Below are 22,844 nucleotides of genomic sequence, written 5' to 3'. Positions count from 1 at the left end.
GGAACGGCGGCCCGCCCGCCCCAGCCGTCGGAGCCCCCCATCGCGAGGGGCCGGCACGAGGTCCCGGGGTGGTGCTGGCTACACCCCCGGGTGGGTGGCGTACCGGCTGCCGCCGTGGGGTGGGCGCGGGCGAGACTTGCAGCACGACGGGGGCCGGCTCGGGTCCCGTGAGGGGAGAGGGATCACGATGAACGCACTCGCGACACGGATACGGCCGCCGATGCTGGCGGCGGGACGAGGGCTCGTCCTGTCGGTCTACGGGCTGGCGGTCTCCATCGTCCTGTTCGTCCTCGCGGTGCTCTCGATCGCCTTCATCCTGCTGGGCATCGGGGTGTTCACGACCCCGCTGGTGCTGGAGGGGGTGCGCCGGCACGCGAACCAGCGGCGGCTGTGGGCGGCCGACTGGTCCGGCGTACGGATACCGGTGCCGTACCGCCCGTTCCCGCAGGATCTGCGGAAAGGCGTGACCGGGCAGGTGGAACGGACCACGCTGCTGCTGAAGGACCCGGCGACCTGGCGGGACCTCCAGTGGCTGCTGGCCGACATGACGGTCGGCCCGGTCGTGGCGATACTGGCCGCCGCCCTGATGATCTACCCGGTCGAGGGGCTGGTCCTGGCGGCGGGGCTGTGGCGCGTGTTCCAGGACGGCAGCCCGTACTGGTACGGGTTCGTGCCGGTGGACAGCCAGGCGACGGGGCTGGCCGCGCTGGCGCTCGGGGCGGTGATCTTCGCCGTCGGCCTCCGGGCCGCGGCGCCGCTGCTGCGGCTGCACTTCGTGATCGCCCGCCCGCTGCTGGCGCCGACGCCCGAGCAGGCGCTCGCGCAGCGGGTGGACCGGCTCACCGAGACGCGGCACGAGGCGGTGGACACCGCCGCCTCCGAGCTGCGGCGCATCGAGCGGGACCTGCACGACGGGGCGCAGGCGCGGCTGGTCGCGATGGGGATGAACCTGGGCACGATCGAGGCGCTCATCGAGAAGGACCCCGCGCAGGCGAAGAAGTTGCTGGCGACGGCCCGGGAGTCGTCGGCGGAGGCCCTGACCGAGCTGCGTGACCTGGTCCGGGGCATCCACCCGCCGGTCCTCGCCGAACGGGGCCTCGGCGACGCGGTCAAGGCGCTGGTCCTGCGGCTGCCGGTGGCCACGGAGGTGACGGTGGAGCTGCCGGGGCGGGCGGAGGCGTCGGTGGAGTCGGCGGCGTACTTCGCGGTGAGCGAGGCCCTGACCAATGCGGTGAAGCACGCCGGCGGCGACCGGATCTGGGTGGACCTGCACCACGGCGAGGGCATGCTCCGGATCTCCGTGACGGACAACGGCGGGGGCGGTGCGCGGATCGGGTCGGGCTCCGGGCTGAGCGGAATCGAACGGCGACTCGGTACATTCGACGGCGTCCTGGCCGTCAGCAGCCCCGCGGGCGGCCCCACCATGGTCACCATGGAGCTGCCTTGCGTGTTGTCCTAGCCGAAGACCTCTTCCTGCTGCGCGACGGACTGGTGCGCATGCTGGAGGCGTACGGGTTCGAGATCGCCGCAGCCGTGGAGACCGGGCCCGAACTGAGCAAGGCCCTGGCCGAGTTGGAGCCGGACGTCGCGGTCGTCGACGTCCGGCTCCCGCCGTCCCACACGGACGAGGGGCTGCAGTGCGCCCTGGCTGCCCGGCGGGCCCGGCCGGGGCTGCCCGTGCTGGTGCTCTCCCAGCACGTGGAGCAGTTGTACGCCCGGGAGTTGCTGGCCGACGGCAACGGGGGCATCGGCTATCTGCTGAAGGACCGGGTCTTCGACGCGGACCAGTTCATCGACGCCGTACGGCGGGTGGCGGCGGGCGGCACGGCGATGGACCCGCAGGTCATCTCCCAGCTGCTCTCCCGCCGTTCGCGGGACGAGCCGATGGGCGGGCTCACCCCGCGCGAGCGGGAGGTGATGGAGCTGGTGGCGCAGGGCCGGTCCAACACGGCGATCGCCGCCCAGCTGGTGATCACGGAGCGGGCGATCGCCAAGCACACGTCGAACATCTTCGGGAAGCTCGGCCTGCCGCCCTCGGACGACGACAACCGCCGTGTGCTGGCGGTGCTGGCCTATCTGGACCGCGGCTGAGCGCCGGTACGCGCGACCGGGGTGCGCGGAGCGGTGCTCAGCCCGTGAACCAGCCCGCCGCGTCCAGCCGGAACGCGCCGCCCGGGGCCATCGCGCGGAGGTCCTGCTCCAGGGCGGCCAGCCGTTCCTCCCCCAGCTCCCGGGCCCACTCGGCCCGCAGCCGGTCGAAGCCCTCGGCGGACCGGGCCAGCAGGTCGACGCCGTGCGAGGTGAGGCGGATCAGGGTGCGCCGGCCGTCGGCGGGGTCCGGGGCGCGCTCCACGTAACCGAGGGTCTCCAGCTTCTCGACGGTCTTCCCGGCCGCCTGTTTGGAGACCCCGAGGCGCCGCCCGATGTCACTGATGGCCGCGCCGTCGCGCCCCACCGCCTGGAGGGCGAAGCCGTACGCGGGCCGGGTCTCGGGGTGTCCGTGCTCGGCGAGGTCCCGGTGCAGGGTGTCGATGATCGAGCGGAAGCCGGCGAAGAGGAGCAGCGGCAGCTCAAAGCCGTTGCGGGACTCGACAACCTGGTTTACCTTTTTTTCGTCAACCATGTTGTCCACCCTAGCGCTGCGAGAGGTTCGCCATGCCCTTCCCCGACCACACTCCCGACACCGCCCCGCCCGCCGCACGGCGAGCGCTGGAGTCGGTGACGGAGCGCCTGGGCTACCGACCCGCCGCCGTCGCCCGGCTCGCCACCTCGCCGCACACCCTGGACGGCTTCCTCAAGATCAGCGCGATCTTCGAGTCCTGCACCCTGGACCCGCTCTCCCGCGAGGTCCTGATCATGACGATGGCCACCCGTAACGACTGCCACGTCTGCGTGGCCATGCACACGGCGAAGCTGACCCGCATGGGCGCAGACCCGGCACTCCTCGCCGCCCTCCGCGACCGCACGAACCCCCCGCTTCCCGACGAACGCCTGGAAGCCGTACGCCGGTTCACGCTGGAGGTGCTCGTCTCGGCGGGGGCGGTCGACGACGAGGCGTTGCGGGACTTCCTGTCGAATGGCTACACCGAACAGAACGCCCTGGAAGTGGTCCTGGGCATCGGCGCCTACACGCTGTCCACGCTCGCCAACCGGCTCACCGGAGCACCGGTGGACGCCCCATTGGCCGCCTTCGCCTGAGAGTTGGGCATTCGGACCGCTTTCCAGCTGGAGCTTCGCACGAATCGGCCGCGGGGCTGAACAGGGCGCCAGGGCCGCGCGTATGGGACGTCACGCTTCTCCCTCGAAGCAGAGGAGTCCCATGCGACGCACAGCACGTACACCCCGTACGTCCCGCAAAAAACGCTCAAGCCTGGCTAACCGGGCCATAGCCGCCTCCGCCGCCCTGATCCTGGGCGGGGGCGGGCTGGTGGCGGTCAATGTCTACGCCTCCGCGGGGGAAGGGCCGTCCGGATCGCCGCCCACCACCCGGGCCCAGAACACGGGCCGCCAGATGTCCACCATCGACTGTCCCGATGCCGGTAACGAACTGCCCGACGTGCCCGAGCAGGCACGCCCCGAGGTCGACCGCGAGCTCGCCGCGATGGATACCCAGATCACCGACGCCTACCGGCAGTTCGCCGACCGGAAGGAGCAGATATCCCAGGACCCGGGGCTCGCCGAGAACGCCGTGCTCGGCCCGTTGCGGAACAAGCGGACGGCGAGCCTCGACCGCATCGGCATCGCGATCGGACGCGTCGGAGAGCGGCCCGCGGGGATCGAAGGCCTCGCCGGGTGCAGCCTGCGCGCCGACGACAGCGCCTCCGGCAACCCTGGCGGTAACCCCGGCGGAGATACGGGTGACGGCAGCAACGGCGGTGACGGCGGCAACGGCGATGGCGGCCAGGACGACGGCCAGGGGCAGGACCAGGGCCAGAATCAAGGCCAGGGCGATGACCAGGGCCAAGGTGACAACCAAGGCCAGGGTGACAACCAAGGCAACGGCCAGGACCCTGGACAGGGGCAGGGTCAGGGCCAGGGCGGTCAGGGCGGCAACGGGCCCGAGCCGTCCGATTTTGTCGACATCCAGTCTGTCCAGCCCAATGTCCAGCGCCCCCGGCAGCGCCGCGGCGCCTCCCGCGGCACCTTCACCACCGACTGCGGCCGTAACGAGAACGGCAAGTTCAACCCGGACAACGTCATCGTCGCGCCCGGCGTGAGCAACGGCGCGCACCACATGCACGATTACATCGGCAACCAGGCCAACGACGCCTTCGCCAGCGACGACGATCTGGCGAACGGCGCCACCACCTGCCGCAACCAGGGCGACCGGTCGACCTACTACTGGCCCGTGCTGCGTCTGCAGAACGGGCAGGACGAGGCCGACGTCAACGCCGACGGCGGCGGCAAGGACCAGAACGTCGGCGAGATCCAGACGCCGTCCCAGGTGACCCTGAAGTTCGTCGGCTCCCCCGTCGGCAGGGTCACGGCCATGCCGCGCTTCCTGCGGATCATCACCGGGGACGCGAAGGCGTTCACCAACGGCGACGCCAACGCCAACGCCTCATGGAGCTGCACCGGCTTCGAGGACCGGCAGCTGAAGGACAAGTACCCGATCTGCCCCGAGGGCAGTCAGGTGGTGCGTACGTTCGCCTTCCAGAACTGCTGGGACGGGCAGAACACCGACAGCGCCAACCACCGCACCCATGTGGCGTTCGCGCAGCCGAACGGGCGGTGCCCGAACGGGTTCCGGGCGGTTCCGCAGCTCGTCCAGCGGATCGTGTACGACGTGCCGCCGGGGCCGGGCTTCGCCGTCGACTCCTTCCCCGAGCAGCTGCACAAGCCGATCACCGACCACGGTGACTTCATCAACGTCTTCGACCAGAGGCTGATGAAGAAGATGGTGCGGTGCATCAACGACGGGCGCAGGTGCCGCTGATACGGCGCCTGAGACACCTGAGACACCTGAGACACCGAGGGGGCCGGTGCCGGTGATTCGGCACCGGCACCGGCCCCCAGGGCTTGTCCCCCTGAACCTGCGCGGTCAGCTCCCGTGGTGACCGGAGTGCCCTTCCTCGCTCCCCCCATCCCCGCTCTCCCCCGAGTGGTGCGGCGAGGCGGTCTCCACCGTCCCCCCGAGCCGGCCGCGCAGCGCCGCGACCACCTTCGCGTCACCGACGGCGACCCAGCGCCGGCCGACGAGGTACGAACCGCCGTAGTCCTTGGCCTCGTTGATCCACTCGCGGTGGCCGCGGTCGGTCGCGAAGGTGGTCAGCACGTAACGCCCGGTCGGGGTCTTGCAGTTGGCCTGCCGGAGCTCCTGGGCGTCGGTCTGTACGTTGGGTTCGCAGCCGGCCTTCTCGGCCAGCTGCTCCAGGGTTCCCGTCGCGGTCGGCGGCGCCGAGGGACGGTCACTCCCGGCGCCGTCGGCCGCGTTCTGTTTGCCGTCCGCGCTGCACCCGCTCAGGAGCAGCAGCGCTGCCAGGAGGGTGCCCGCGGCCCGGGGGCCGGCTCCGCATCGCCATTCCGGTTCTGTCACCATCGGCCCATCCTGCACCCAAAACCGGTCTCAGGTACGGGTGACGGCCAGGCTCGTCACATAGGCCTCCCGGACCGTGCCGCCGGGGAACACGGCAGCCAGCAGGGCGCGTTCGCGCTCCAGCACAGGCTCCGCCACCGCCCGGTCCGCGACCAGGAAGACGGAGTGGCTGGCGAGGTTGGCGAGGTGGACGTCGAGCGTCACCTCACGGCTCCACTCCACCTGCCGGGTGCGGAAGCCGACCCCGGCGGGGAGCTCCGCCCGGAGCCGCGCGTCGGGATCGTACGCCGCCACGTGCTGGTCCTCCTGGCCCTCACCGAAGGCGTCCAGCACCCGCCGCCGCTGCTCGCCGATCCACGCCACGCGCGGGTCGGAGTCGTTCCACCACAGGGCGAGCGCCCCGCCGGGCCGCAGGACGCGGCGCGCCTCGGGGACCGAGCGGGCGGGGTCGGTCCAGTGCCATGACTGGGCGTACGTGACCAGGTCCAGCGACCCGGTCCGCAGCGGCAGCCGGTTGCCGTCACCCCGGACCACGGGCACGTGCGGCAGCCCCCGGCGGAGCTGCGCGGCCATCCCGTCGCCCGGCTCCACCGCCACCGCCCTGGCGCCCCGGCCGTCCAGCAGGGCGGTGGAGATTCCGGTGCCCGCCCCGACGTCCGCGACCCGGGCTCCGGCCAGCGGGCGGCCGGACAGCTCCTCGAGCGCGTCCAGCAGGGCGGGCGGGTAGGAGGGGCGGCTGGCGGCGTAGGAGGCGGCCACCGCGTCGAACGAGCGGGCACGGGCCGAGTTCGTCGTCGTCATGCCTTCATCATGGCCCGGACCCTTCCCGCGCGGGACCGCGGGGAAATCCGTGCACACCCCTGGCCCCCTCGGGTACCCGTCAGTACATTGACACCATGTCTAACACGCAGCCAGCGGCGGTCGCGTCGGAGCGGACGCCGCTCAAGGCCCGCAAGGTCTCCTTCGCCTGGGAGAAGACCCCCCTGCACTGGGTGCCGGGCGACCCGTTCACCACGCACACCATCAACGTGCTCCACCTGCTCCTCCCGGCCGGGGAGCGCTGGTTCATCCATGTGTACCGGCAGATCCTCCCGTACATCCATGACGAGCAACTCCGCGAGGACGTCATCGGGTTCATCGGGCAGGAGGCGGTGCACTCGCAGGCGCATGACGATGTGCTGCCGCACATGCGGGAGTTGGGGCTCGACCCGACGCCGTACACCGCGCAGGTCGACTGGTTCTTCGAGAAGCTGCTCGGGGACCGGACGCTGCCGCCGGGGCGGCCCTCGCAGTGGTGGCTGATGGAGCGGGTGGCGATGATCGCGGCCATCGAGCACTACACCGCCTTCCTCGGCGACTGGATCCTCAACGCCGAGGCGCTGGACCGCAAGGGCGCCGATCCGACCATGCTGGACCTGCTGCGCTGGCACGGGGCGGAGGAGGTGGAGCACCGGTCGGTGGCGTTCGAGGTGTTCATGCATGTCGACGGCGGCTACCGCAGGCGGGTGCGGACCTGGGCGGCGGCCTTCTCGGCGCTGGTCTTCCTCTGGCAGCGCGGTATCCGGTTCTTCATGGAGAACGACCCGAGCCTGCTGGACGGGAAGGCTTCGTTCAAGGCGTTTCACGCCAGCGGGAAGGAAGGGACCCTGCCCAGCACGGGCTCGATCCTGCTGTCCATACCGAGCTACCTCAGCCGCTCGTACCACCCCTCCCAGGAGGGCAGCACGGCCCAGGCCGTCGACTACCTCGCCCACTCGCCCGCGGCGCTCGCCGCCGAGGCCCGTACGACGGGAACGTCCTGACCCATGGCCCTGCCCCGTCTGCGCACCGTCGCCCTCGTCGCCGGTACCGCCCTGCTCACCCGGCGGGCGCTCCGCCGACGGATCGCCCGGTCCCCGCTGTGGCCGATGCCCGCGCTGCCGGAGCCGGTCTCCGGTCACTCGCCGCGGCGGGCCACCAGCATTCGGCGGCTGCTCATCACGGAGCGGGTGTCCGTCGCCGAGGGGGTCGTACAACTCCGGCTGGAGGGTGCCGCGTTGCCGCGCTGGCAGCCGGGTGCCCACCTCGACCTCGTCCTGCCCTCGGGGCTCGTGCGGCAGTACTCACTCTGCGGTGATCCGGACGACCCGGGTACGTACACGGTCGCGACCCGGCTGGTGGAGGACGGGCGGGGCGGGTCCCGTGAGGTGCACGAGCAGCTCCACGAGGGCGCGGAGATCGAGGTGCGCGGGCCGCGCAACCGGTTCCCGCTGGTGGAGGCGGAGGCGTACGTCTTCGTGGCGGGCGGGATCGGGATCACGCCGGTCCTGCCGATGCTGCGTGCGCTGGCCGCGCGAGGGGCCGACTGGCGGCTGGTGTACGGGGGCCGGTCGCGGGGATCGATGCCGTTCCTGGACGAGATCGAGAAGCTCGGCGCCGAGGGCGGGCGGGTGACCGTGGTCGCGCAGGACGAGGCCGGGCATCCGGACGCCGTCGCCGCGCTGGCGGACATCGCGCCCGGCACGGCCGTCTACTGCTGCGGACCCGAGCCCCTGATGGCCGCCGTCACCGCCGCGCTCCCCGAGGGCTGCACTCTGCACCTGGAGCGGTTCTCCGCCGCGGCCACGGCAGGTTCGGCGAACTCCGGCGCCTTCGAGGTGGAGTTGCACCGCAGCGGGCGGACCGTACAGGTCGCCGCCGGACAGTCGGTGCTGGCAGCGGTTCGCGAGGAGCTGCCCCATGTCTCGTACTCCTGCGAGCAGGGCTTCTGCGGGACCTGCCAACAGCGCGTCCTGGAAGGCGAGATCGACCACCGGGACGAGCTGCTGACCGACGACGAGCGCGGCGACTCGATGCTGATCTGCGTCTCGCGCTGCCGGGGCGGGCGGCTGGTGCTGGACCTGTAGAAGCCACGCGGCCGCGCCCCGGTTAGGCTGTCCGGATGACGACCGGGGTACGGCGCAGGATGGGCGTCGACGAGCGCAGGCAGCAACTGATCGGCGTGGCGCTGGACTTGTTCAGCCGGCGCTCCCCCGAGGATGTGTCGATCGACGAGATCGCCGCCGCCGCGGGCATCTCACGGCCGCTGGTCTACCACTACTTCCCGGGCAAGCAGAGCCTCTACGAGGCGGCGCTGCGGCGGGCGGCCGACGAGTTGGCCGCCCGCTTCCTGGAGCCCCTCGAAGGGCCTCTGGGCGCACGGCTGTTGCGGGTGATGGGGCGGTTCTTCGACTTCGTCGACGAGCACGGCCCGGGCTTCTCGGCGCTGATGCGCGGCGGCCCGGCCGTCGGCTCGTCCACGGCCAACGCCATGATCGACGGGGTGCGGCAGGCCGCGTACGAGCAGATCATCACCCACCTGGGGGTGGAAGACCCGCCCGCCCGGATGGAGTTGGTGGTCCGCTCCTGGGTCTCGCTCGCCGAGTCGACCGCACTGATCTGGCTGGACGGGCGGCGCATCCCGCGCGAGGAGCTGGAGATCCAGCTCGTGCACGACTTCGCCGCGCTGGCCGCCGTCAGCGCCGCCTATGACCAGGAGATGGCGGGCATCGTGTTGCGGGTGCTCTCCCAGGAGCCGGCGGAAGGCCCGTTCGGGGACCTGCTGAGCCGGCTCTCGGCCCTCGCCCCCGCCGTACCGGCCGTACCGGCACAGCGGTTGCCCCGCGACGAAAGCGCCTGAGCCGACAACACCCCTACGCTGGAAGGCCGTTGCGGTGCGAGACGCGGCGGGCGGCGGCCAGCAGGGCGTGGATCTGCGGGCCCGCCTGGTCGATGTCGGTCACGGGCCTGGGGAACGGCAGCCGTACGTCGCGGTGGCTGCGCGGGTATTCGAGGCGCAGCGTCACGCCGTACCGGTCCATCGCCAGCGGCACCGCCCGCACCATCCCCCGCTCCGGGAGGGGGCGGACGAGGCGCAGCAGCAGGGGCACGAGCTCGCTGTGGTCGTCGACCAGGTGCGTCAGCATGCCCGCCTCGCAGGCGGCGACCGGGTCGGTCTCGGTCTGCTCCAGCTCTTCGAGGGTGATGAAGGTGCGGCCCTCGGCGTCCTCCAGGACCGCCTGGCCGAACTCCATGCAGGTGGAGCTCTCGGTGTCCGTGCTGTACGGGGCGGCCAGCAGGCCGGTCACCGTGACCCGGGCCCGCAGCCGCTCGCGTACGGGGGTGGGGGCGATGTCCGTGAACTCCAGGCGGGCCGGGACCCGCTCGCCGGCCGGGGCGTGACCGCCCTCGGTGGGGGCGTGCAGGTGGATGTGGCCCATCGCCCCCGTGCCGTCCAGGCGGCGGACTTCGGTCTGCACCCCGTCGCTCACCACCGTCATCGAGTGGGCGACGACGAGGATCGACCGGACGCGCTCGGCGCGGGTCGGCTGCGTGGCACGGGCGCTGAAAGGACGCATCCGAGTTCTCCAGAGGCGGTCAGGAAACCCAAGCGGTCACTTAGGTATGCCTAACCTAACCCACGATGCGCGGGTCGGGGTAGTCCGCTGCACGGATCGGTCCCCCGCGTCACTCCTGCGGGGCCCCTCAGAGCTGGAGATCGCTGTGCAGCGCCGCCGCGAGGCCGACCTCCGCGTTGTCCGCCTGGCCGCGCTCGAAGGCCCGCTGGTACGCCTCGTCGCCCACCGCCGCCCGGGCCTGGAGCTCGCAGGTCTCGCGGACCGGCCCCAGCTCCGGCGTACCGCGCTGGGGGTGGCCGACCATCCGCCAGTACGCGTGTCCGGTGCCGTAGACCCTGGCGGCCTGGGCGCCCGCGCCCTGGGCGGCGATGGCGGCGGCCAGGATGTCCAGGCCCAGCGCGATGCCGAAGCTGTCGCGGAGCCGGTGCTTGCCCGCGAGCATGGCCCGGGCGTGGACGGCGGAGGCCTCCGGGCGGCCCTGGAGCAGGGCGATCAGGGCGAGCTGGTAGTCGGCGTAGGAGCGGGTCCAGTATTCGCCGCCCCGCTCGCAGGCCCGGCGCAGCGCGGCGGCGGCCCGCCCGGACTCGGTGAGCCGGCCGAGCGCGGTGAGCGCGAAGACGGTGATGAGGCGGCAGCGCAGCCGGTGGGCGGACTCCAGGGGCGCGGAGTCCCCGCCGGGCTCGGAGGCGCCTGGCTCGCGGGCGCCGGACTCGGACGCGGTGGGCTCGGACGCGGTGGGCTCGCAGGCGCCGGGACCGGAGGCAGCGGGACCGGAGGCGCCGGGCTCGGACGTGGTGGGCTCACAGGCGCCGGGCTCGGATGTGGTGTCCGTCGCGCAGTCGGTCGCGGTGGCCCGCCGTCCGTCGGGACCCCCGTCCGGAGGGGCCGTCTCCGTCATCCGCAGCACCCGTTCCGCCGCCTCCAGCGCCGCCGCGGGCTCGCCGTTCATCAGCTGGGTGAGGCCGGAGAGGTAGGTGGCGCCGAGCATGCCCTCGTCGTCGTGGTCGTACAGCGCGATGGCCGTGCAGAGCGCCCCGTACTTCTCGGCGGTCGCGAAGTCCCCCTGGAGCAGCGCCGCGACGCCCAGCACCCACTGCAACCGGGTCCGGTGCGGTCCCTCCACCGGGCCTGATTCCAGGGCCCGTTGGGCGTAGCCGCGGGCCTCCGACAGATGGCCGCAGCAGGCCCAGAAGAAGCCGACCCGGCCCGCCATCTCCTGGGCGGCCGCCACATCGTGGGCGAGCAGGTGGTCCAGGGCGGCGCACAGGTCCAGGTGGGTGTCGGCGATCGTGTGGTACCAGGTGATCTGGTCGGGGCCGGTCCAGCCTTCGTGGGCGCGGCGGGCCAGGCCGAGGAAGCTCCTCGCGTGCCGGTCGGCGGCGGCCCGCTCCTCGCCGAGTTCGGCGAGCCACATGCGGCCGTACTCACGCAGGGTGTCGAGCATCCGGTAGCGGGGGCCGTCGCGCTGGACGACGGACTGGGCGACGAGCCCTTGCAGCGCCCGGTCCACCTCCTGGGGGGTGAGCGGCCCCCCGGTGCACACCTCGCGGGCGGTCTCCGCGTCGAAGTCCGTACGCAGGAGGGTGAGGCGGGCCCACAGGAGCCGCTCCAGCGGGGTGCAGAGCTCGTGGCTCCACCCGATCGTCGTGCGCAGGGTGCGGTGGCGGCGGGGCCAGAGGGAGTCGTCGGCGAGGAGGTCGAGGCGGGAGGCGGTGAGGTCCTCGGCGTCGACCGGGGCGTCGAAGCGGGTCCCGATGCGGGTGGCGAGCTGGGCCACGGTGTGGCGGCCGATGCCCGCGGCGGCGAGTTCGATGGCGAGCGGGATGCCTTCGAGACGGCGGCAGATGTCGGCGGCGGCCGCCCGGTCCCCGGGCGCGTCCAGGCCCGCGTGCGGGTCGGACGCCCGCAGCCGGTCCTCGAAGAGCTGGAGCGCGTCGGGGGCGCCGTCCACCGGAAGCGGCTGGATGCGCACGGTGTGCTCGCCCCGGGTGCCCAGCGGTTGCCTGCTGGTGACCAGGACGGTCAGGCCGGGCGAGGTGGTCAGCAGCTCGGCCAGCAGGTGGGAGCAGGGGGCCCGCAGGTGTTCGGCGGAGTCCAGGACGAGGAGGAGGCGCTTGTCGCTGAGCCATTCGCAGAGCGCCTCGACGGGCATCCGCAGGGTGTGGTCCGCCAGCCCGACCGCGTCGGAGACGGTGGGGAGCAGGAGCGCGTCGTCGTAGAGCGGGGAGAGGTCGGCCCACCAGGCGCCGTCCGGGTAGCGGTCGGCGGCGGCGCGGGCGGCCCGGAGCGCGAGCCGGGTCTTGCCGACACCGCCGGGCCCGATCAGGGTGGTCATCCGCCGCTCGGCCAACGCGGTTTCCAGCCGGGCCAGTTCGGCCCGCCTCCCGACGAAGCTGCTCGTCTCCTCGGGAAGGAATCCCACCTTGGTCATCATCACCGTCCGGCACGCTGGGGCAGAGGGCGCCGGTGAGCCGGCCGCCCCGGGCGGGGCGCCTGCCGCACGGGCCGGGCCGGTCCCGCCTCCCTCTGCCGGGGAGGCGGGACCGGCCCGGTGGTGGACCAGGACGGCTGTCGCGGCTCCATCGCCGACGTCTGCCGTCACCGTAGTGCCGGTGGGTGTCAGCGCAGGACGAAGACCGCCGCCGTGCGTCCCGGTACGGTGAAACTGGCTGATTTCCCGTCGTACCTGGCTCGTTTGACCGTAAGATCCGCCCCCTTGGCCTGGACCGGGTGCAGGGCGTACGTCTTCCCGGCCGGTGCGGCGAGCCGCTGGGTCGCGGTGTCCGGGGTGGCGTTGAGGACGACGGCCAGCTTGCCCAGGCGCATGGTGATCACACCGGGGGTCTCGTCCGGGCCGGAGAGCGGGAAGGACAGGGCGGACTGCACCTGCCCGGTGGTGGAGAGCGAGAACTCCTTCTCGGTCGTACGGATGGTGAGCAGGTCGCGATAGGCGGCCGAGGCGCCGTCGATCTGGGCGCACCGGGGGGCGATCGTGGCGGAGGCCGTCAGCAGCGGCTTCGCGTACGACCACTTGTCCTGGTTGTCGGCGGCGGGCGGCAGCCCCCGGCCGAAGCCGTTGCCGTCCCGGCAGTCCCAGTGCAGGGCGTTGAACCAGTCGCCGCTGTCGTAGGAGTTGCGGTCCAGCGACTTGGAGCGCAGCAGGTCGGTGCCCGCCTGGGAGAGCGAGGGGCCCTGCGAGAGGACGGAGGCGGCCATGGCCACCACCTGGGCCCTGGCCCGCTCGGCGGCCGACGTCCCCGCCGGGAGCTTGAAGGCGAGGGTGTCGAAGAGCGTCTCGTTGTCGTGGGCGTCGGAGTAGGCCAGCGCGTCACCGGGGACGGCCGCGTAACCGGCGGGCGCCCCGTTGTAGTCGACGTCCGAGCCCTTGACCGTACGGCCGGAGGTGTCGGTGAAGGTGTAGTCGGCGAGGTTGCCGGAGAGACCGACCTTGATCAGGTCCTGGTAGTGCAGCAGCCGGGCCTTCTGCTCGGCGCGGGTGCCGTTGGCGGGCGAGGAGTTGGGGTCGGTGTAGAGGCCGGAGGCGAAGCCCTGGACGCCGGGGTCCTCGTCGAAGGGGCCGCCGCCGCGCACGGCGTCACGGGCCCGGTCGGAGAAGGTCGCGATGCCGGTGCCGGCCATGTTCTTCTGGGTGGCCTGGACGAACCGGGCATCGTCCGCGATCTCGCCGAAGTTCCAGCCTTCGCCGTACAGGATGATCTTCTTCCCGTCCACGCCGTCCTTGGCGAGCGTGAGCCGGTCCAGCGCCTTGCGGACCTCCAGGATGTTGTCCTTGGGGTGGTGGCCCATCAGGTCGAAGCGGAAGCCGTCGACCTTGTACTCCTTGGCCCAGGTGACGATCGAGTCCACGACGAGCTTGCCCATCATGGTGTTCTCGGGCGCGGTGTTGGCACAGCAGGTGGAGGTGGCGACGCTGCCGTCCTCCAGGAGCCGCTGGTAGTAGCCCGGCACGATCCGGTCCAGCACCGACTTGTCGTCCTGGCCGGAGGCGACGGTGTGGTTGTAGACGACGTCCATGACCGTGCGCAGCCCGGCCTGGTTGAGGCCCTGGACCATCTGCCGGAACTCGACGGTGCGCTTGGTGCCGTCGGGGTCGGAGGCGTACGAGCCTTCGGGGACGGTGTAGTGGAAGGGGTCGTAGCCCCAGTTGAACCCGTCCTTGGCGGCGGCCTTGGACACGCAGGCCTGCTGCTCCTCGGAGTCGGGGGCGTAGACGTGCAGGTCGCAGGCGGGCGTGGCCTGGTCCTTCTTCTTCTCCGGGATGGTCCCGATGTCGAAGACGGGCAGCAGGTGGACGTAGCTGGTGCCGGAGTCCGCGAGCTTCTTCAGGTGCCGCATGCCCTTGGAGCGGGTGTCGGTGAAGGCCAGGTACTCACCCGGGTGGGTCGCCGTGCGGTCCGTGATCGAGAAGTCCCGGACGTGCAGCTCCTGGATCTGGGCGTCCCGCAGCGGGGTGGCGGCGGGCTTCTTCAGGCCGGACCAGCCGCGCGGCGCCAGCTTCGGGTCGGTGAGGTCGACGACGAGGCTGCGGGCGGAGTCGGCGGTCAGGGCGGTGGAGTAGGGGTCGGTGACCTTGTTGGTGACGAGCTTCTGGACGGTGGGCGCCCAGACGGTGACGGCGTACCGGTAGGGCTTGCCGCGCCAGTCCTTCTTGCCGGTGACCGACCAGACGCCGGTGCGGTCGTCGCGCTTCATCTTGTGCGTACGGCCGTCGAGTTCGAGGGCGACGGCCTGGGCGGTCGGGGCCCACACGGAGAGGGTGGGCACCGACTTGCGGAAGACCGGGCCGAGTTCGGCAGAGGCCGCCTTCTTCCCGTACAGGTCGTCCAGGATGCCCGCCGTCTGTACGCCGGTGGCGGCGAGCAGGGCGCCGTTGGCCGCGCGCTGGGTGGCGATGAGCTGGCCGCGCAGGGACTCGCGGACGCGGTCCCGGTCGCGCGGGTCGACGGTGAAGGCCGGATAGTCCTTCAGGTGCGGGAACTTGGCCTTCTGCGCGTCACTGAGCGCGGCTGAGGTCAGCCGCAGCCACTGGCCCTCGTCCGAGAGCGCCCCGCCGACGACGGAGATGCCGCCCTTCTTCGCGTACACGAGCTGCTGGCTGGTGGCGTCGGTCGCCTTCACCTTCCAGACGACAGTGTTGGCGTCGATCCACTGCGCCTCGGCCTTGGTCAGGTCGGGGGCCGCGCCCCCGCCGACCTGCGGGAGGAGGTAGCCGGGCTTTCCGCCGAGCATCCAGACCTCGTGGCCGTACGTCGCGAGGTCGAGGGACTGGTCGCTGGGGAGGTCCTTCTCGTCACCCTTGTGCAGGATGTAGCTGAGCGAGGTGGCCCCGTCGGTGAGCGGCACCTCGAAGGTGACCCCGTACGCGTCCTTCTTCACCGGCATCAGCGGCCTGGCCCAGTCGGTGGGCTCCTTGGCGCCGGTCCAGGTGTGGATGCCCCAGCCGTCGTAATTGCCGTCGGCGCGCTGGTAGTTGAGGACGGCCTTCGTGGTGTCCTGCGGCGGCGCCTCGGGCGCTTCGACCGCCTGCTCGTCCTTGCCCTGCTCGATCCAGACCTGCCCGGTCACCCCGAGGTCGATGGTCCGCCGCGGCCCGTCCGCCGTGCCGTTCTTCTCGACGGTGTACGGGACGGAGTCCGTGCCCTTCTCCAGGTCGATCCAGGCGAACGCACCGTACGCGTCCCGCCCGATGAACTCGGCCGTCTTCTCACCGGACTTGAGCTGCCAGCCCTCGTAGTCGCCATCCGCACGCTGGTAGTGGACGACGGCCCGGTCCCGCTCGATCGCGACGGGCTTCGGCGCCGGCGGGGTCTGGCCGGCGGTGGTCGTGGCGAGAGCGCTGGAGGTGCGGCCCGCCCGTTCGACGACAACGGCCTTGTAGCGCAAAGGCGTTCCCGCCTTGACGGTCTCGTCGAGATACTGCGTGACCTTGTACGGGGCGTGGTCGGCCGAACCGAGCGTCTGCCACTTCCCGTTGCCCACCTGGGCGGCGAAGACGACCCGGTTGAGCTGGCCGCCGTCCACGTCGGCGGTGATCTCGACGGTGCCGGTGGCGCCGGCGGCCGGGGCCTTCAGGGCGATCGCGGGCTTGGCGGCGGGAACGCCGAGGGGCTTGTCCGCGCGCAGCACGATGCTGGAGAGGGCGGGCACGGTGACGGTGACATTCTTGTCCGCACCGCTATGGACCGCGCCGGAACCACCGTAGATCGTCCGGAAGTTGATACCCGCCGACTCGGTGGAGAGCTCGACCTTCTTCGGCGTCGTCGCGTTGTTGGAGGCGACGAGGTACTCGTACGGCCGCTTGGCCTCGATGCGCGAGGTGGCGTAGACCGAACCAGCGGCGTACCGCTCGCTCTGCACCCCGTCCCGCAGCGCCGGGTGCTCCTTGGTGAGCTTGGCGAGCCCGGCGATGGAGCGGTAGATCGGGTGCTTGGTGTCGTACGCGTCCGAGGCGTGCGTGCGGTCGGTGCCGAGCTGGTCGTCGTCCAGGTAGTCGGCGGTCTGCGAGGCGAAGAGGGTCTGGCGGGAGTCCTTGTCGCCGCCCGCGCCGGTGAAGCCCTGCTCGTCGCCGTAGTAGATCACCGGGTTGCCCCGGCCGAGGAACATCAGCTCGTTGGCGAGCCGAGCCCGCTTCAGCAGCTCCGCGTCATCGGCCTGCGGGTTGTCCTGCCTGAGGAAGGTCCCGATGCGGCCCATGTCGTGGTTGCCGAGGAAGGTGACCTGCTCGTAGGCGTTGGCCTTGTCCGTGGTGTAGCGGTAGTCGTTGCCGTACACCGAGGCGAGCCGGTCCGCCGGGGCGCCCTGGGAGGCGAACTGGCGGGCGGCCTCCTGGAAGGGGAAGTCCAGCGTCGAGTCCAGTCGGCCCCGGGTGACGTACGGCGAGGTGATCGCCGGGTCGGCGGAGTAGACCTCACCGAACATGAAGAAGTCGTCCCGGCCCCGCTTGGCGGCGTACGCGTCGAGCGCGGTGGCCCACTGGGTCCAGAAGTCCAGGTCGACGTGTTTGACGGTGTCGATGCGGAACCCGTCGATGTCGAAGTCGCGGACCCACTTCTCGTAGATCTTCTCCATGCCCTTCACGACCTCGGGACGCTCGGTCCACAGGTCGTCGAGGCCGGAGAAGTCGCCGTACTCGTTGGACTCGCCGGCCCACGTCGAGTCGCCCCGGTTGTGGTACATCGTCGGGTCGTTGAGCCAGGACGGGACCTTCTTGCCCGCGCCGGGCGCCTGCACCGGGGTGTACGGGAAAGAGTCCTCGTCCACCTTCTTGACGCCGTCGCGGTCGTCGAAGGGCCGGCCGTCCTTGTCCACGTACGGGAAGGCGCCCTTGGGCTTGTAGCCGTAGGCCTTCTCCGCGTAGTCGACGGTGTCGGCGGTGTGGTTGGTGATGACGTCGAAGAAGACCTTCATGCCCTTGGCGTGGGCCTTGTCGATCAGCTTCTCCAGGTCGGCGTTGGTGCCGAAGTGCGGGTCGACCTGGGTGAAGTCGGTGATCCAGTAACCGTGGTAGCCGGCCGAGGCGTCCTTGCCGGTGCCCTGGACGGGCCGGTTCTTGAAGATCGGGGCCATCCAGATGGCGGTGGTGCCGAGGCCCTTGATGTAGTCGAGCTTCTGGGTCAGGCCCTTGAGGTCGCCGCCCTGGTAGAACCCCTTGTCCGTCGGGTCGAAGCCGTGCTCCAGGCGTGAACCCTTCAGCCCGCCACGGTCGTTGGCGGTGGTGCCGTTGGCGAACCGGTCCGGCAGCACGAAGTAGAACTGCTCACGCGTGAGGTCGTGCCGGGCCGCCTCCTTCGCCAGTTTCGCGTCGGAGGGCGGGGCGGGCGGTCGGGGCGATGCGGCGGCGGTGGCCGCCGGGACGACGGGCAGCAGCGCCACGCAGAGCGCGGCGATCACCCCTCGTCTGAGGGTGGTTCGGGACACGAGAGGGGTGCTCCTCGGCTGGTGTGGCAGGAGGGTTGGCTGTGGGCCGGAGGCAGCGCGCCTCCGGCCCACGGGGAGCTGCGGGTCAGCTGCGCCAGACGTCGGCGGTCAGCGTGACCTTTCCGGAGGACGGGACGGTGGCGGTGCGGTTGGCGCCGCTCTCCCAGGTGACGTTGCCGCCTGCGTCCTTGCGGACGTACTTGTACGCGAACGAGGTCCCGGCGGGCAGGTTCACGTCCAGCTTCCAGACGGGGTACGTGGCCGGGTCGAGCTTCGGCGCGTTGGCCGGGTTCCAGTTGCCGAGGGCCGCCTGGTCGCCGGTGACGTAGATGTTCTGGCCGAGCTGGGTGGTGGCGTTGACGCCGAAGGAGGCGCCGGACTGGCCGTTGCCCGGACCCGGGTCGGGGTTGGAGCCGCCGCCTCCGGAGCACGTACGGGCATTGGCGTGCAGGGCCACGGCCGTACCGGCGCCGAGCGTGGCGGTGAACTGGCCGGAGCCGTTGACCGTGACACCCCGGCCGCTCTGCACGTCGCAGTAGTCACCGGCCGGCAGCGAGGTCTGGAAGGTCCGGGTCAGCGAGGAGCCCTCGTGGTTGATGGCCACGTACGCCTTGTTGCCCCGGCCGAAGGCGATCTGGTCGCCGCCGTTGTCCCACCAGTTGGTGACGGCCTGGCCGCGTGCGGTGTTGCGGAAGCCGACCATGGAGGAGATCTCGCGCCAGTCGTGCTGGCACTTCCAGCCGTCGCTGTAGCAGGCGTTCACCTGGCCGTTGTTGGGCGGCCCGGCGTCGTGGTTGCTGAACTCGTAGCCGGAGTGGACGTCCGGGGAGCCGTAGGGCCAGGCCAGCATGAAGACGTTGGCTAGGGTGTAGGCGGAGCCGTTCTTGTAGTTGAGGGTGTCGCCGCCGCGCTCGGTGTCGTGGTTGTCGACGAAGACGGCGGACTTGCCGGACTCCATGAAGCCCCAGCCCTCGCCGAAGTTCTTCAGGTGGGCCAGGTTCTCGTTGAGGAAGACCTGCTTGAGGCTCCGCCCGTAACGGAACTCCTGGACGTCTCCGCTGCCGAGGTACTCGGAGGGCGAGACGGCCTCGCCGGCCCCGTAGATCGCCTCGTGCTTCCAGTAGACGTTCGGGTTGGTGAGCCGGGTCTTGATGTTGGCCAGGTCGGCGGCGGGCATGTGCTTGGCCGCGTCGATCCGGAAGCCGTCGACACCGAGCGAGAGCAGATCGTTGAGGTAGCCGGCGATCCTGCCGCGTACGTAGTCCTCGCCGGTGTCCAGGTCGGCCAGGCCGACCAGCTCGCAGTTCTGGACGTTGGCGCGGTCGTTGTAGTTGCTGATCTGGGCGCGGCAGTCGTCCATGTCGCTGCCGGAGTAGATGCCCGGGTAGTCGTACTTCGTGTACGACGAGCCGCCGGTGCCGGTGCCGTTGCCCGCCGCCATGTGGTTGATGACGGAGTCCGCGATCACCTTGACCCCGGCGGAGTGACACGTGTTGACCATGGCGGAGAAGGCGGCGCGATCGCCGAGGCGGCCGGCGATCTTGTAGCTGACGGGCTGGTAGGACGTCCACCACTGGCTGCCCTGGATGTGTTCCTGGGGCGGCGAGACCTGGACGTAGCCGTAGCCCGCCGGACCGAGGGTGTCCGTGCAGGCCTTGGCTATGGAGGCGAACTTCCACTCGAACAGCACGGCGGTGACGTCCTTGTCGCCCGGAGCGGCGGCCTGCGCGGGGGACGCGGTGCCGAATCCGGTGGGGATGACAAGAGCGGCAGCGGCGCCGGCCACGAGGGCGAGCGCGGCAGACAGGGGTCTGCGTGCCATGTCTTTCCTCCTGCGGGGGTGGGGGAAACGCGGGTGACGGTGCAGCCTCAGCCGGCAACGCGCCATGCCCTCAAGGCTCCTGAAGGTTCTTGCTGCAAGAATGCAAACCTTGCCGCGGACCAGACCGTACGAGGCCGTCAGTCACCGGTCAACCCTTTGGACACGCCCCGCTCACATCCACGAAACAAGCCATTTTTCTTCGCGGTTTCTTGCTGCAAGGTCTTTCGCAAGATATTGCGGGCCTGTTACGTTTCACCTGACTCCGGTCCGGTCGGCCGAGGGTTCCGGCGCTTCACCGTGCCCGGACTCCACGCGCCCGGCCGGCCGGGCCGGTCACGACAAGAGAGGCGTCCAGGAGTCGCACAACTCCCCGCCGGCCCTTCCTGGGCCGACTCCTGGACGCCTCTCTGTACGTGTCCCTCGAGGCCCCGCCTACGCGCGTACCGCCGCCGTGGACCCCCGTACGACCAGCTCCGGCTGGAAGACGTACTCGGTGCGCTGCACCGGGCTCCCGCCGATCTCCTCGAGGAGCGCGCCCACCGCGGCCGCCGCCATCGCCTGCACGGGCTGGCGCACGGTGGTCAGCGGCGGATCGGTGAACGCGATGAGCTGCGAGTCGTCGAAGCCGACGACCGAGACGTCACGCGGGACGTCGAGTCCCCTCCCCCGGGCGGCGCGCACGACGCCCAGGGCCATCAGGTCGCTGCCGCAGACGATGCCGGTGCACCCCGCGTCCAGCAGGGCGCCGGCCGCCACCTGGCCGCCCTCGACGCTGAACAGGGTGGAGCAGACGAGCCCTTCGGCCTCCGCCCGGTCCATGCCCAGCAGCGAGATGGCCGCCTCCACGAACCCGTCCCGCTTGCGGCGCGAGGGGACATAGCGCTGGGGGCCGATGGCCAGGCCGACCCGGCGGTGGCCGAGGTCGGCGAGGTGGCCGACGGCCATCCGTACGGCAGCGTTGTCATCGGGCGAGACGAACGGGGCGCTGATGCGCTCGTTGTAGCCGTTGATCAGGACGAACGGCACCCCGCGCTCGGTGAGCGCGGCGTACCGGGCCGGGTCGGCGGAGGTGTCGGCGTGCAGCCCGGAGAGGAAGACGATGCCGCCGACGCCGCGCTCCACGAGCTGCTCGACCAGCTCGTCCTCCGTCGCCCCGCCCGGGAGCTGGGTGCAGAGCACGGGCGTGTAGCCGTGCCCGGCCAGCACCTGCTCCACGGACTGCGCGAACGCCGGGAAGATCGGGTTGGTGAGTTCGGGTGTCACCAGCCCGATCAGTCCGGCGCTGCGCTGGCGCAGCCGTACTGGCCGTTCGTAGCCCAGGATGTCGAGCGCCGCGAGCACCCGCTGACGCGTGGTGTCCGCGACGCCCTGCTTCCCGTTCAGGACCCGGCTGACCGTCGCCTCGCTGACCGCCGCCTGGCCGGCGATGTCGGAGAGGCGGGGCGCCGCCGTGGTCCTGGGCGCGGGCAGTGTCACACCGTCCACCACACCGTGGTGTCGGCGGGCAGCACGGCCTCGGCGCCGTCGACGGTGACCGGGGAGCTGGCGAGCAGCACCCGGCCGCGGGCGGCGATGCGGACCGGGGCGCCGGTGGTGTTGACGGTGCAGACGAAGCCGGGGCGGGCGAGGACGAGGACGCCCTCGGGGCCGTCCAGCCACTCCACGTCCGCGCCCGCGCCGAGGCCCGGATGGTCTCGGCGGGCGGCGATCGCGGCCCGGTACAGCTCCAGCGTGGAGCCCTCCACGCCGGTCTGCGCCTCCACGGAGAGTTCGCCCCAGCCGGCGGGCTGCGGGAGCCAGCTGCCGCCTTCGCCGAAGCCGTACGACGTTCCCTCGCGGTTCCACGGGATGGGGACGCGGCAGCCGTCGCGGAAGCCGTCCTGGCCCTCGGCGCGGAAGAACGAGGGGTCCTGGCGGGCCTCGTCGGGCAGGTCGGTGACGTCGGGCAGGCCGAGCTCCTCGCCCTGGTAGACGTAGGCGGAGCCGGGCAGGGCGAGCATCAGGAGGGTGGCGGCGCGGGCCCGGCGCAGGCCGAGTCCGCGGTCGCCGGGGGTACGGATCTGGGTGCCCAGGCCCGCCGGGTTGGCGAAGCGGGTGGCGTGCCGGGTGACGTCGTGGTTGGAGAGCACCCAGGTGGTGGGCGCGCCGACCGGGCGCATGGCGTCGAGCGAGGTGTCGATGACCTTACGGAGCTCGGCGGCGTCCCAGGCGGTGCCCAGGTACTGGAAGTTGAAGGCCTGGTGCATCTCGTCGGGGCGCACGTAGTTGGCGGTGCGCTCCACGGTCGGGGTCCAGGCCTCGGCGACCGCGATCCTCTCGCCGGGGTACTCGTCCAGGATCGTGCGCCAGCTGCGGTAGATCGCGTGCACGCCGTCCTGGTCGAAGAAGGGCATCACGTCGTTGCCGAGCAGCTTCAGCTGGTCGTGGGCGCCGAGGTCGGGCAGGCCCTCCGCCTTGACGAGGCCGTGGGCGACGTCGACCCGGAAGCCGTCGACGCCCATGTCGAGCCAGAAGCGCAGGATGGAGCGGAACTCGTCGGCGACGGCCGGGTGCTCCCAGTTGAAGTCGGGCTGCTCGGGGGCGAAGAGGTGGAGGTACCAGTCGCCGGGGGTGCCGTCCGGGTTCACCGTACGGGTCCAGGCGGGGCCGCCGAAGATGGACTCCCAGTCGTTGGGCGGGAGTTCGCCGTCCGCACCCTTTCCGGGGCGGAAGTGGTAGCGCTCGCGCAGGGCGGAGCCGGGGCCCTCGGCCAGGGCGCGCTTGAACCACTCGTGCTGGTCGGAGGAGTGGTTGGGGACCAGGTCGACGATGATGCGCAGGCCCAGGGCGTGCGCCTCGCGGATCAGGGCGTCGGCGTCCAGCAGGGTGCCGAACATCGGGTCGATGGCCCGGTAGTCGGCGACGTCGTACCCGGCGTCGGCCTGCGGGGAGGCGTAGAAGGGGGAGAGCCACACCGCGTCGACCCCGAGGTCCCGCAGGTAGGGCAGGCGGGCGGTGACGCCGGGGAGGTCGCCCATGCCGTCGCCGTTGCCGTCGGCGAAGCTCCGCGGATAGACCTGGTAGATCACCGCGTCCTGCCACCAGCCGGTGCGGTGGCCCGGGGCGTCGTCGGACGTGCCGGTGGAGGGGGCAGCGAGGTGCTGGGTCATGTCGTCCCTGGGGTGTCTGGGTG

At 71.6% G+C, this 22,844-nt stretch carries 16 protein-coding genes; 7 read left to right on the top strand and 9 right to left on the bottom strand.

Translation table 11 applies throughout. The annotated features are described in order from the left end of the window. The first annotated feature begins 187 nt into the window (after window positions 1-187). Window positions 188-1,459: a sensor histidine kinase gene (locus R2B67_RS27470; RefSeq protein ID WP_317821799.1), complete on the top strand. Its 1,272-nt coding sequence runs from the start codon at window positions 188-190 to the stop codon at window positions 1,457-1,459. Beyond that, window positions 1,444-2,091, top strand: a complete 648-nt coding sequence (locus R2B67_RS27465) for a LuxR C-terminal-related transcriptional regulator (protein ID WP_164237470.1) — start codon at window positions 1,444-1,446, stop codon at window positions 2,089-2,091. Before R2B67_RS27470 ends, R2B67_RS27465 begins: the two co-directional genes overlap by 16 nt. Window positions 2,092-2,128: 37 nt before the next feature. On the opposite strand, the gene R2B67_RS27460 is transcribed toward R2B67_RS27465, so the two are convergent. Then, a complete protein-coding gene (locus R2B67_RS27460; protein ID WP_026241457.1) occupies window positions 2,129-2,623 on the bottom strand; it encodes a MarR family winged helix-turn-helix transcriptional regulator in 495 nt (164 codons plus the stop codon). A 32-nt stretch (window positions 2,624-2,655) separates the two neighbouring features. On the opposite strand from R2B67_RS27460, the gene R2B67_RS27455 reads away from it, so the two are divergent. Together R2B67_RS27455 and R2B67_RS27450 are read left to right on the top strand one after the other, a co-directional pair. Beyond that, entirely contained in the window at window positions 2,656-3,198 is a 543-nt protein-coding gene (locus tag R2B67_RS27455; RefSeq protein ID WP_317821797.1) for a carboxymuconolactone decarboxylase family protein, read from the top strand. Window positions 3,199-3,319: 121 nt separating this feature from the next. Next, window positions 3,320-4,936: a DUF1996 domain-containing protein gene (locus R2B67_RS27450; protein WP_317821795.1), complete on the top strand. Its 1,617-nt coding sequence runs from the start codon at window positions 3,320-3,322 to the stop codon at window positions 4,934-4,936. A gap of 105 nt (window positions 4,937-5,041) precedes the next feature. Here R2B67_RS27450 and R2B67_RS27445 read toward each other — a convergent pair whose 3' ends face one another. Both R2B67_RS27445 and R2B67_RS27440 read right to left on the bottom strand, forming a co-directional pair. Continuing rightward, entirely contained in the window at window positions 5,042-5,539 is a 498-nt protein-coding gene (locus R2B67_RS27445; RefSeq protein WP_317821793.1) for a hypothetical protein, read from the bottom strand. Window positions 5,540-5,566: 27 nt separating this feature from the next. Continuing rightward, window positions 5,567-6,337: a class I SAM-dependent methyltransferase gene (locus R2B67_RS27440; protein WP_317821792.1), complete on the bottom strand. Its 771-nt coding sequence runs from the start codon at window positions 6,335-6,337 to the stop codon at window positions 5,567-5,569. A gap of 95 nt (window positions 6,338-6,432) precedes the next feature. On the opposite strand from R2B67_RS27440, the gene R2B67_RS27435 reads away from it, so the two are divergent. The 3 genes from R2B67_RS27435 to R2B67_RS27425 are packed head-to-tail and all read left to right on the top strand — an operon-like array spanning window position 6,433 to window position 9,194. Beyond that, window positions 6,433-7,338, top strand: coding sequence for a metal-dependent hydrolase (locus tag R2B67_RS27435; protein ID WP_317821790.1), 906 nt, complete (start codon window positions 6,433-6,435; stop codon window positions 7,336-7,338). A 3-nt stretch (window positions 7,339-7,341) separates the two neighbouring features. Beyond that, window positions 7,342-8,421 (top strand): PDR/VanB family oxidoreductase, encoded by a 1,080-nt coding sequence (locus tag R2B67_RS27430; protein WP_317821789.1) that lies wholly within the window; start codon window positions 7,342-7,344, stop codon window positions 8,419-8,421. Window positions 8,422-8,456: 35 nt separating this feature from the next. Next, entirely contained in the window at window positions 8,457-9,194 is a 738-nt protein-coding gene (locus R2B67_RS27425; protein ID WP_317821787.1) for a TetR/AcrR family transcriptional regulator, read from the top strand. A 13-nt stretch (window positions 9,195-9,207) separates the two neighbouring features. Here the strand turns inward: R2B67_RS27425 and R2B67_RS27420 are convergent, their stop codons facing one another. The 6 genes from R2B67_RS27420 to R2B67_RS27395 all read right to left on the bottom strand — a co-directional run bounded on the left by R2B67_RS27420 (window position 9,208) and on the right by R2B67_RS27395 (window position 22,821). After that, window positions 9,208-9,912, bottom strand: a complete 705-nt coding sequence (locus R2B67_RS27420) for a DUF2470 domain-containing protein (protein ID WP_237325490.1) — start codon at window positions 9,910-9,912, stop codon at window positions 9,208-9,210. Window positions 9,913-10,039: 127 nt separating this feature from the next. Beyond that, entirely contained in the window at window positions 10,040-12,346 is a 2,307-nt protein-coding gene (locus tag R2B67_RS27415; RefSeq protein WP_317824968.1) for an ATP-binding protein, read from the bottom strand. Window positions 12,347-12,531: 185 nt separating this feature from the next. Continuing rightward, window positions 12,532-17,850, bottom strand: a complete 5,319-nt coding sequence (gene pulA / locus R2B67_RS27410) for a pullulanase-type alpha-1,6-glucosidase (protein ID WP_317821785.1) — start codon at window positions 17,848-17,850, stop codon at window positions 12,532-12,534. 85 nt (window positions 17,851-17,935) lie between these two features. After that, window positions 17,936-19,672 carry a carbohydrate-binding module family 20 domain-containing protein gene (locus R2B67_RS27405; protein WP_317821783.1) on the bottom strand — a complete coding sequence of 579 codons (1,737 nt, stop codon included), beginning with the start codon at window positions 19,670-19,672 and terminating at the stop codon, window positions 17,936-17,938. A 432-nt stretch (window positions 19,673-20,104) separates the two neighbouring features. Continuing rightward, window positions 20,105-21,160, bottom strand: coding sequence for a LacI family DNA-binding transcriptional regulator (locus R2B67_RS27400; RefSeq protein ID WP_317821782.1), 1,056 nt, complete (start codon window positions 21,158-21,160; stop codon window positions 20,105-20,107). Beyond that, on the bottom strand, window positions 21,145-22,821 hold the full coding sequence (locus R2B67_RS27395) for a glycoside hydrolase family 13 protein (protein ID WP_317821780.1): 1,677 nt from the start codon (window positions 22,819-22,821) through the stop codon (window positions 21,145-21,147). Before R2B67_RS27395 ends, R2B67_RS27400 begins: the two co-directional genes overlap by 16 nt. Window positions 22,822-22,844: the final 23 nt, after the last annotated feature.

Source organism: Streptomyces cyaneofuscatus (assembly GCF_033109485.1).
In the GTDB taxonomy this organism is placed as follows: Bacteria; Actinomycetota; Actinomycetes; order Streptomycetales; family Streptomycetaceae; genus Streptomyces; species Streptomyces cyaneofuscatus.
The sequence above is the reverse complement of the archived record's forward strand: the minus strand, read 5'-3'. Positions and strand labels throughout refer to the sequence as shown.

Excerpts from the sequence above, each read along its gene's own strand:
- R2B67_RS27430 (WP_317821789.1), top strand. The coding sequence starts at position 7,342 with ATGGCCCTGCCCCGTCTGCGCACCGTCGCCCTCGTCGCCGGTACCGCC.
- R2B67_RS27415 (WP_317824968.1), bottom strand. The coding sequence starts at position 12,346 with ATGATGACCAAGGTGGGATTCCTTCCCGAGGAGACGAGCAGCTTCGTC.
- R2B67_RS27395 (WP_317821780.1), bottom strand. The coding sequence starts at position 22,821 with ATGACCCAGCACCTCGCTGCCCCCTCCACCGGCACGTCCGACGACGCC.
- R2B67_RS27405 (WP_317821783.1), bottom strand. The coding sequence starts at position 19,672 with ATGGCACGCAGACCCCTGTCTGCCGCGCTCGCCCTCGTGGCCGGCGCC.
- R2B67_RS27445 (WP_317821793.1), bottom strand. The coding sequence starts at position 5,539 with ATGGTGACAGAACCGGAATGGCGATGCGGAGCCGGCCCCCGGGCCGCG.
- R2B67_RS27460 (WP_026241457.1), bottom strand. The coding sequence starts at position 2,623 with ATGGTTGACGAAAAAAAGGTAAACCAGGTTGTCGAGTCCCGCAACGGC.
- R2B67_RS27440 (WP_317821792.1), bottom strand. The coding sequence starts at position 6,337 with ATGACGACGACGAACTCGGCCCGTGCCCGCTCGTTCGACGCGGTGGCC.
- R2B67_RS27470 (WP_317821799.1), top strand. The coding sequence starts at position 188 with ATGAACGCACTCGCGACACGGATACGGCCGCCGATGCTGGCGGCGGGA.
- R2B67_RS27450 (WP_317821795.1), top strand. The coding sequence starts at position 3,320 with ATGCGACGCACAGCACGTACACCCCGTACGTCCCGCAAAAAACGCTCA.
- R2B67_RS27425 (WP_317821787.1), top strand. The coding sequence starts at position 8,457 with ATGACGACCGGGGTACGGCGCAGGATGGGCGTCGACGAGCGCAGGCAG.
- R2B67_RS27420 (WP_237325490.1), bottom strand. The coding sequence starts at position 9,912 with ATGCGTCCTTTCAGCGCCCGTGCCACGCAGCCGACCCGCGCCGAGCGC.
- R2B67_RS27435 (WP_317821790.1), top strand. The coding sequence starts at position 6,433 with ATGTCTAACACGCAGCCAGCGGCGGTCGCGTCGGAGCGGACGCCGCTC.
- R2B67_RS27455 (WP_317821797.1), top strand. The coding sequence starts at position 2,656 with ATGCCCTTCCCCGACCACACTCCCGACACCGCCCCGCCCGCCGCACGG.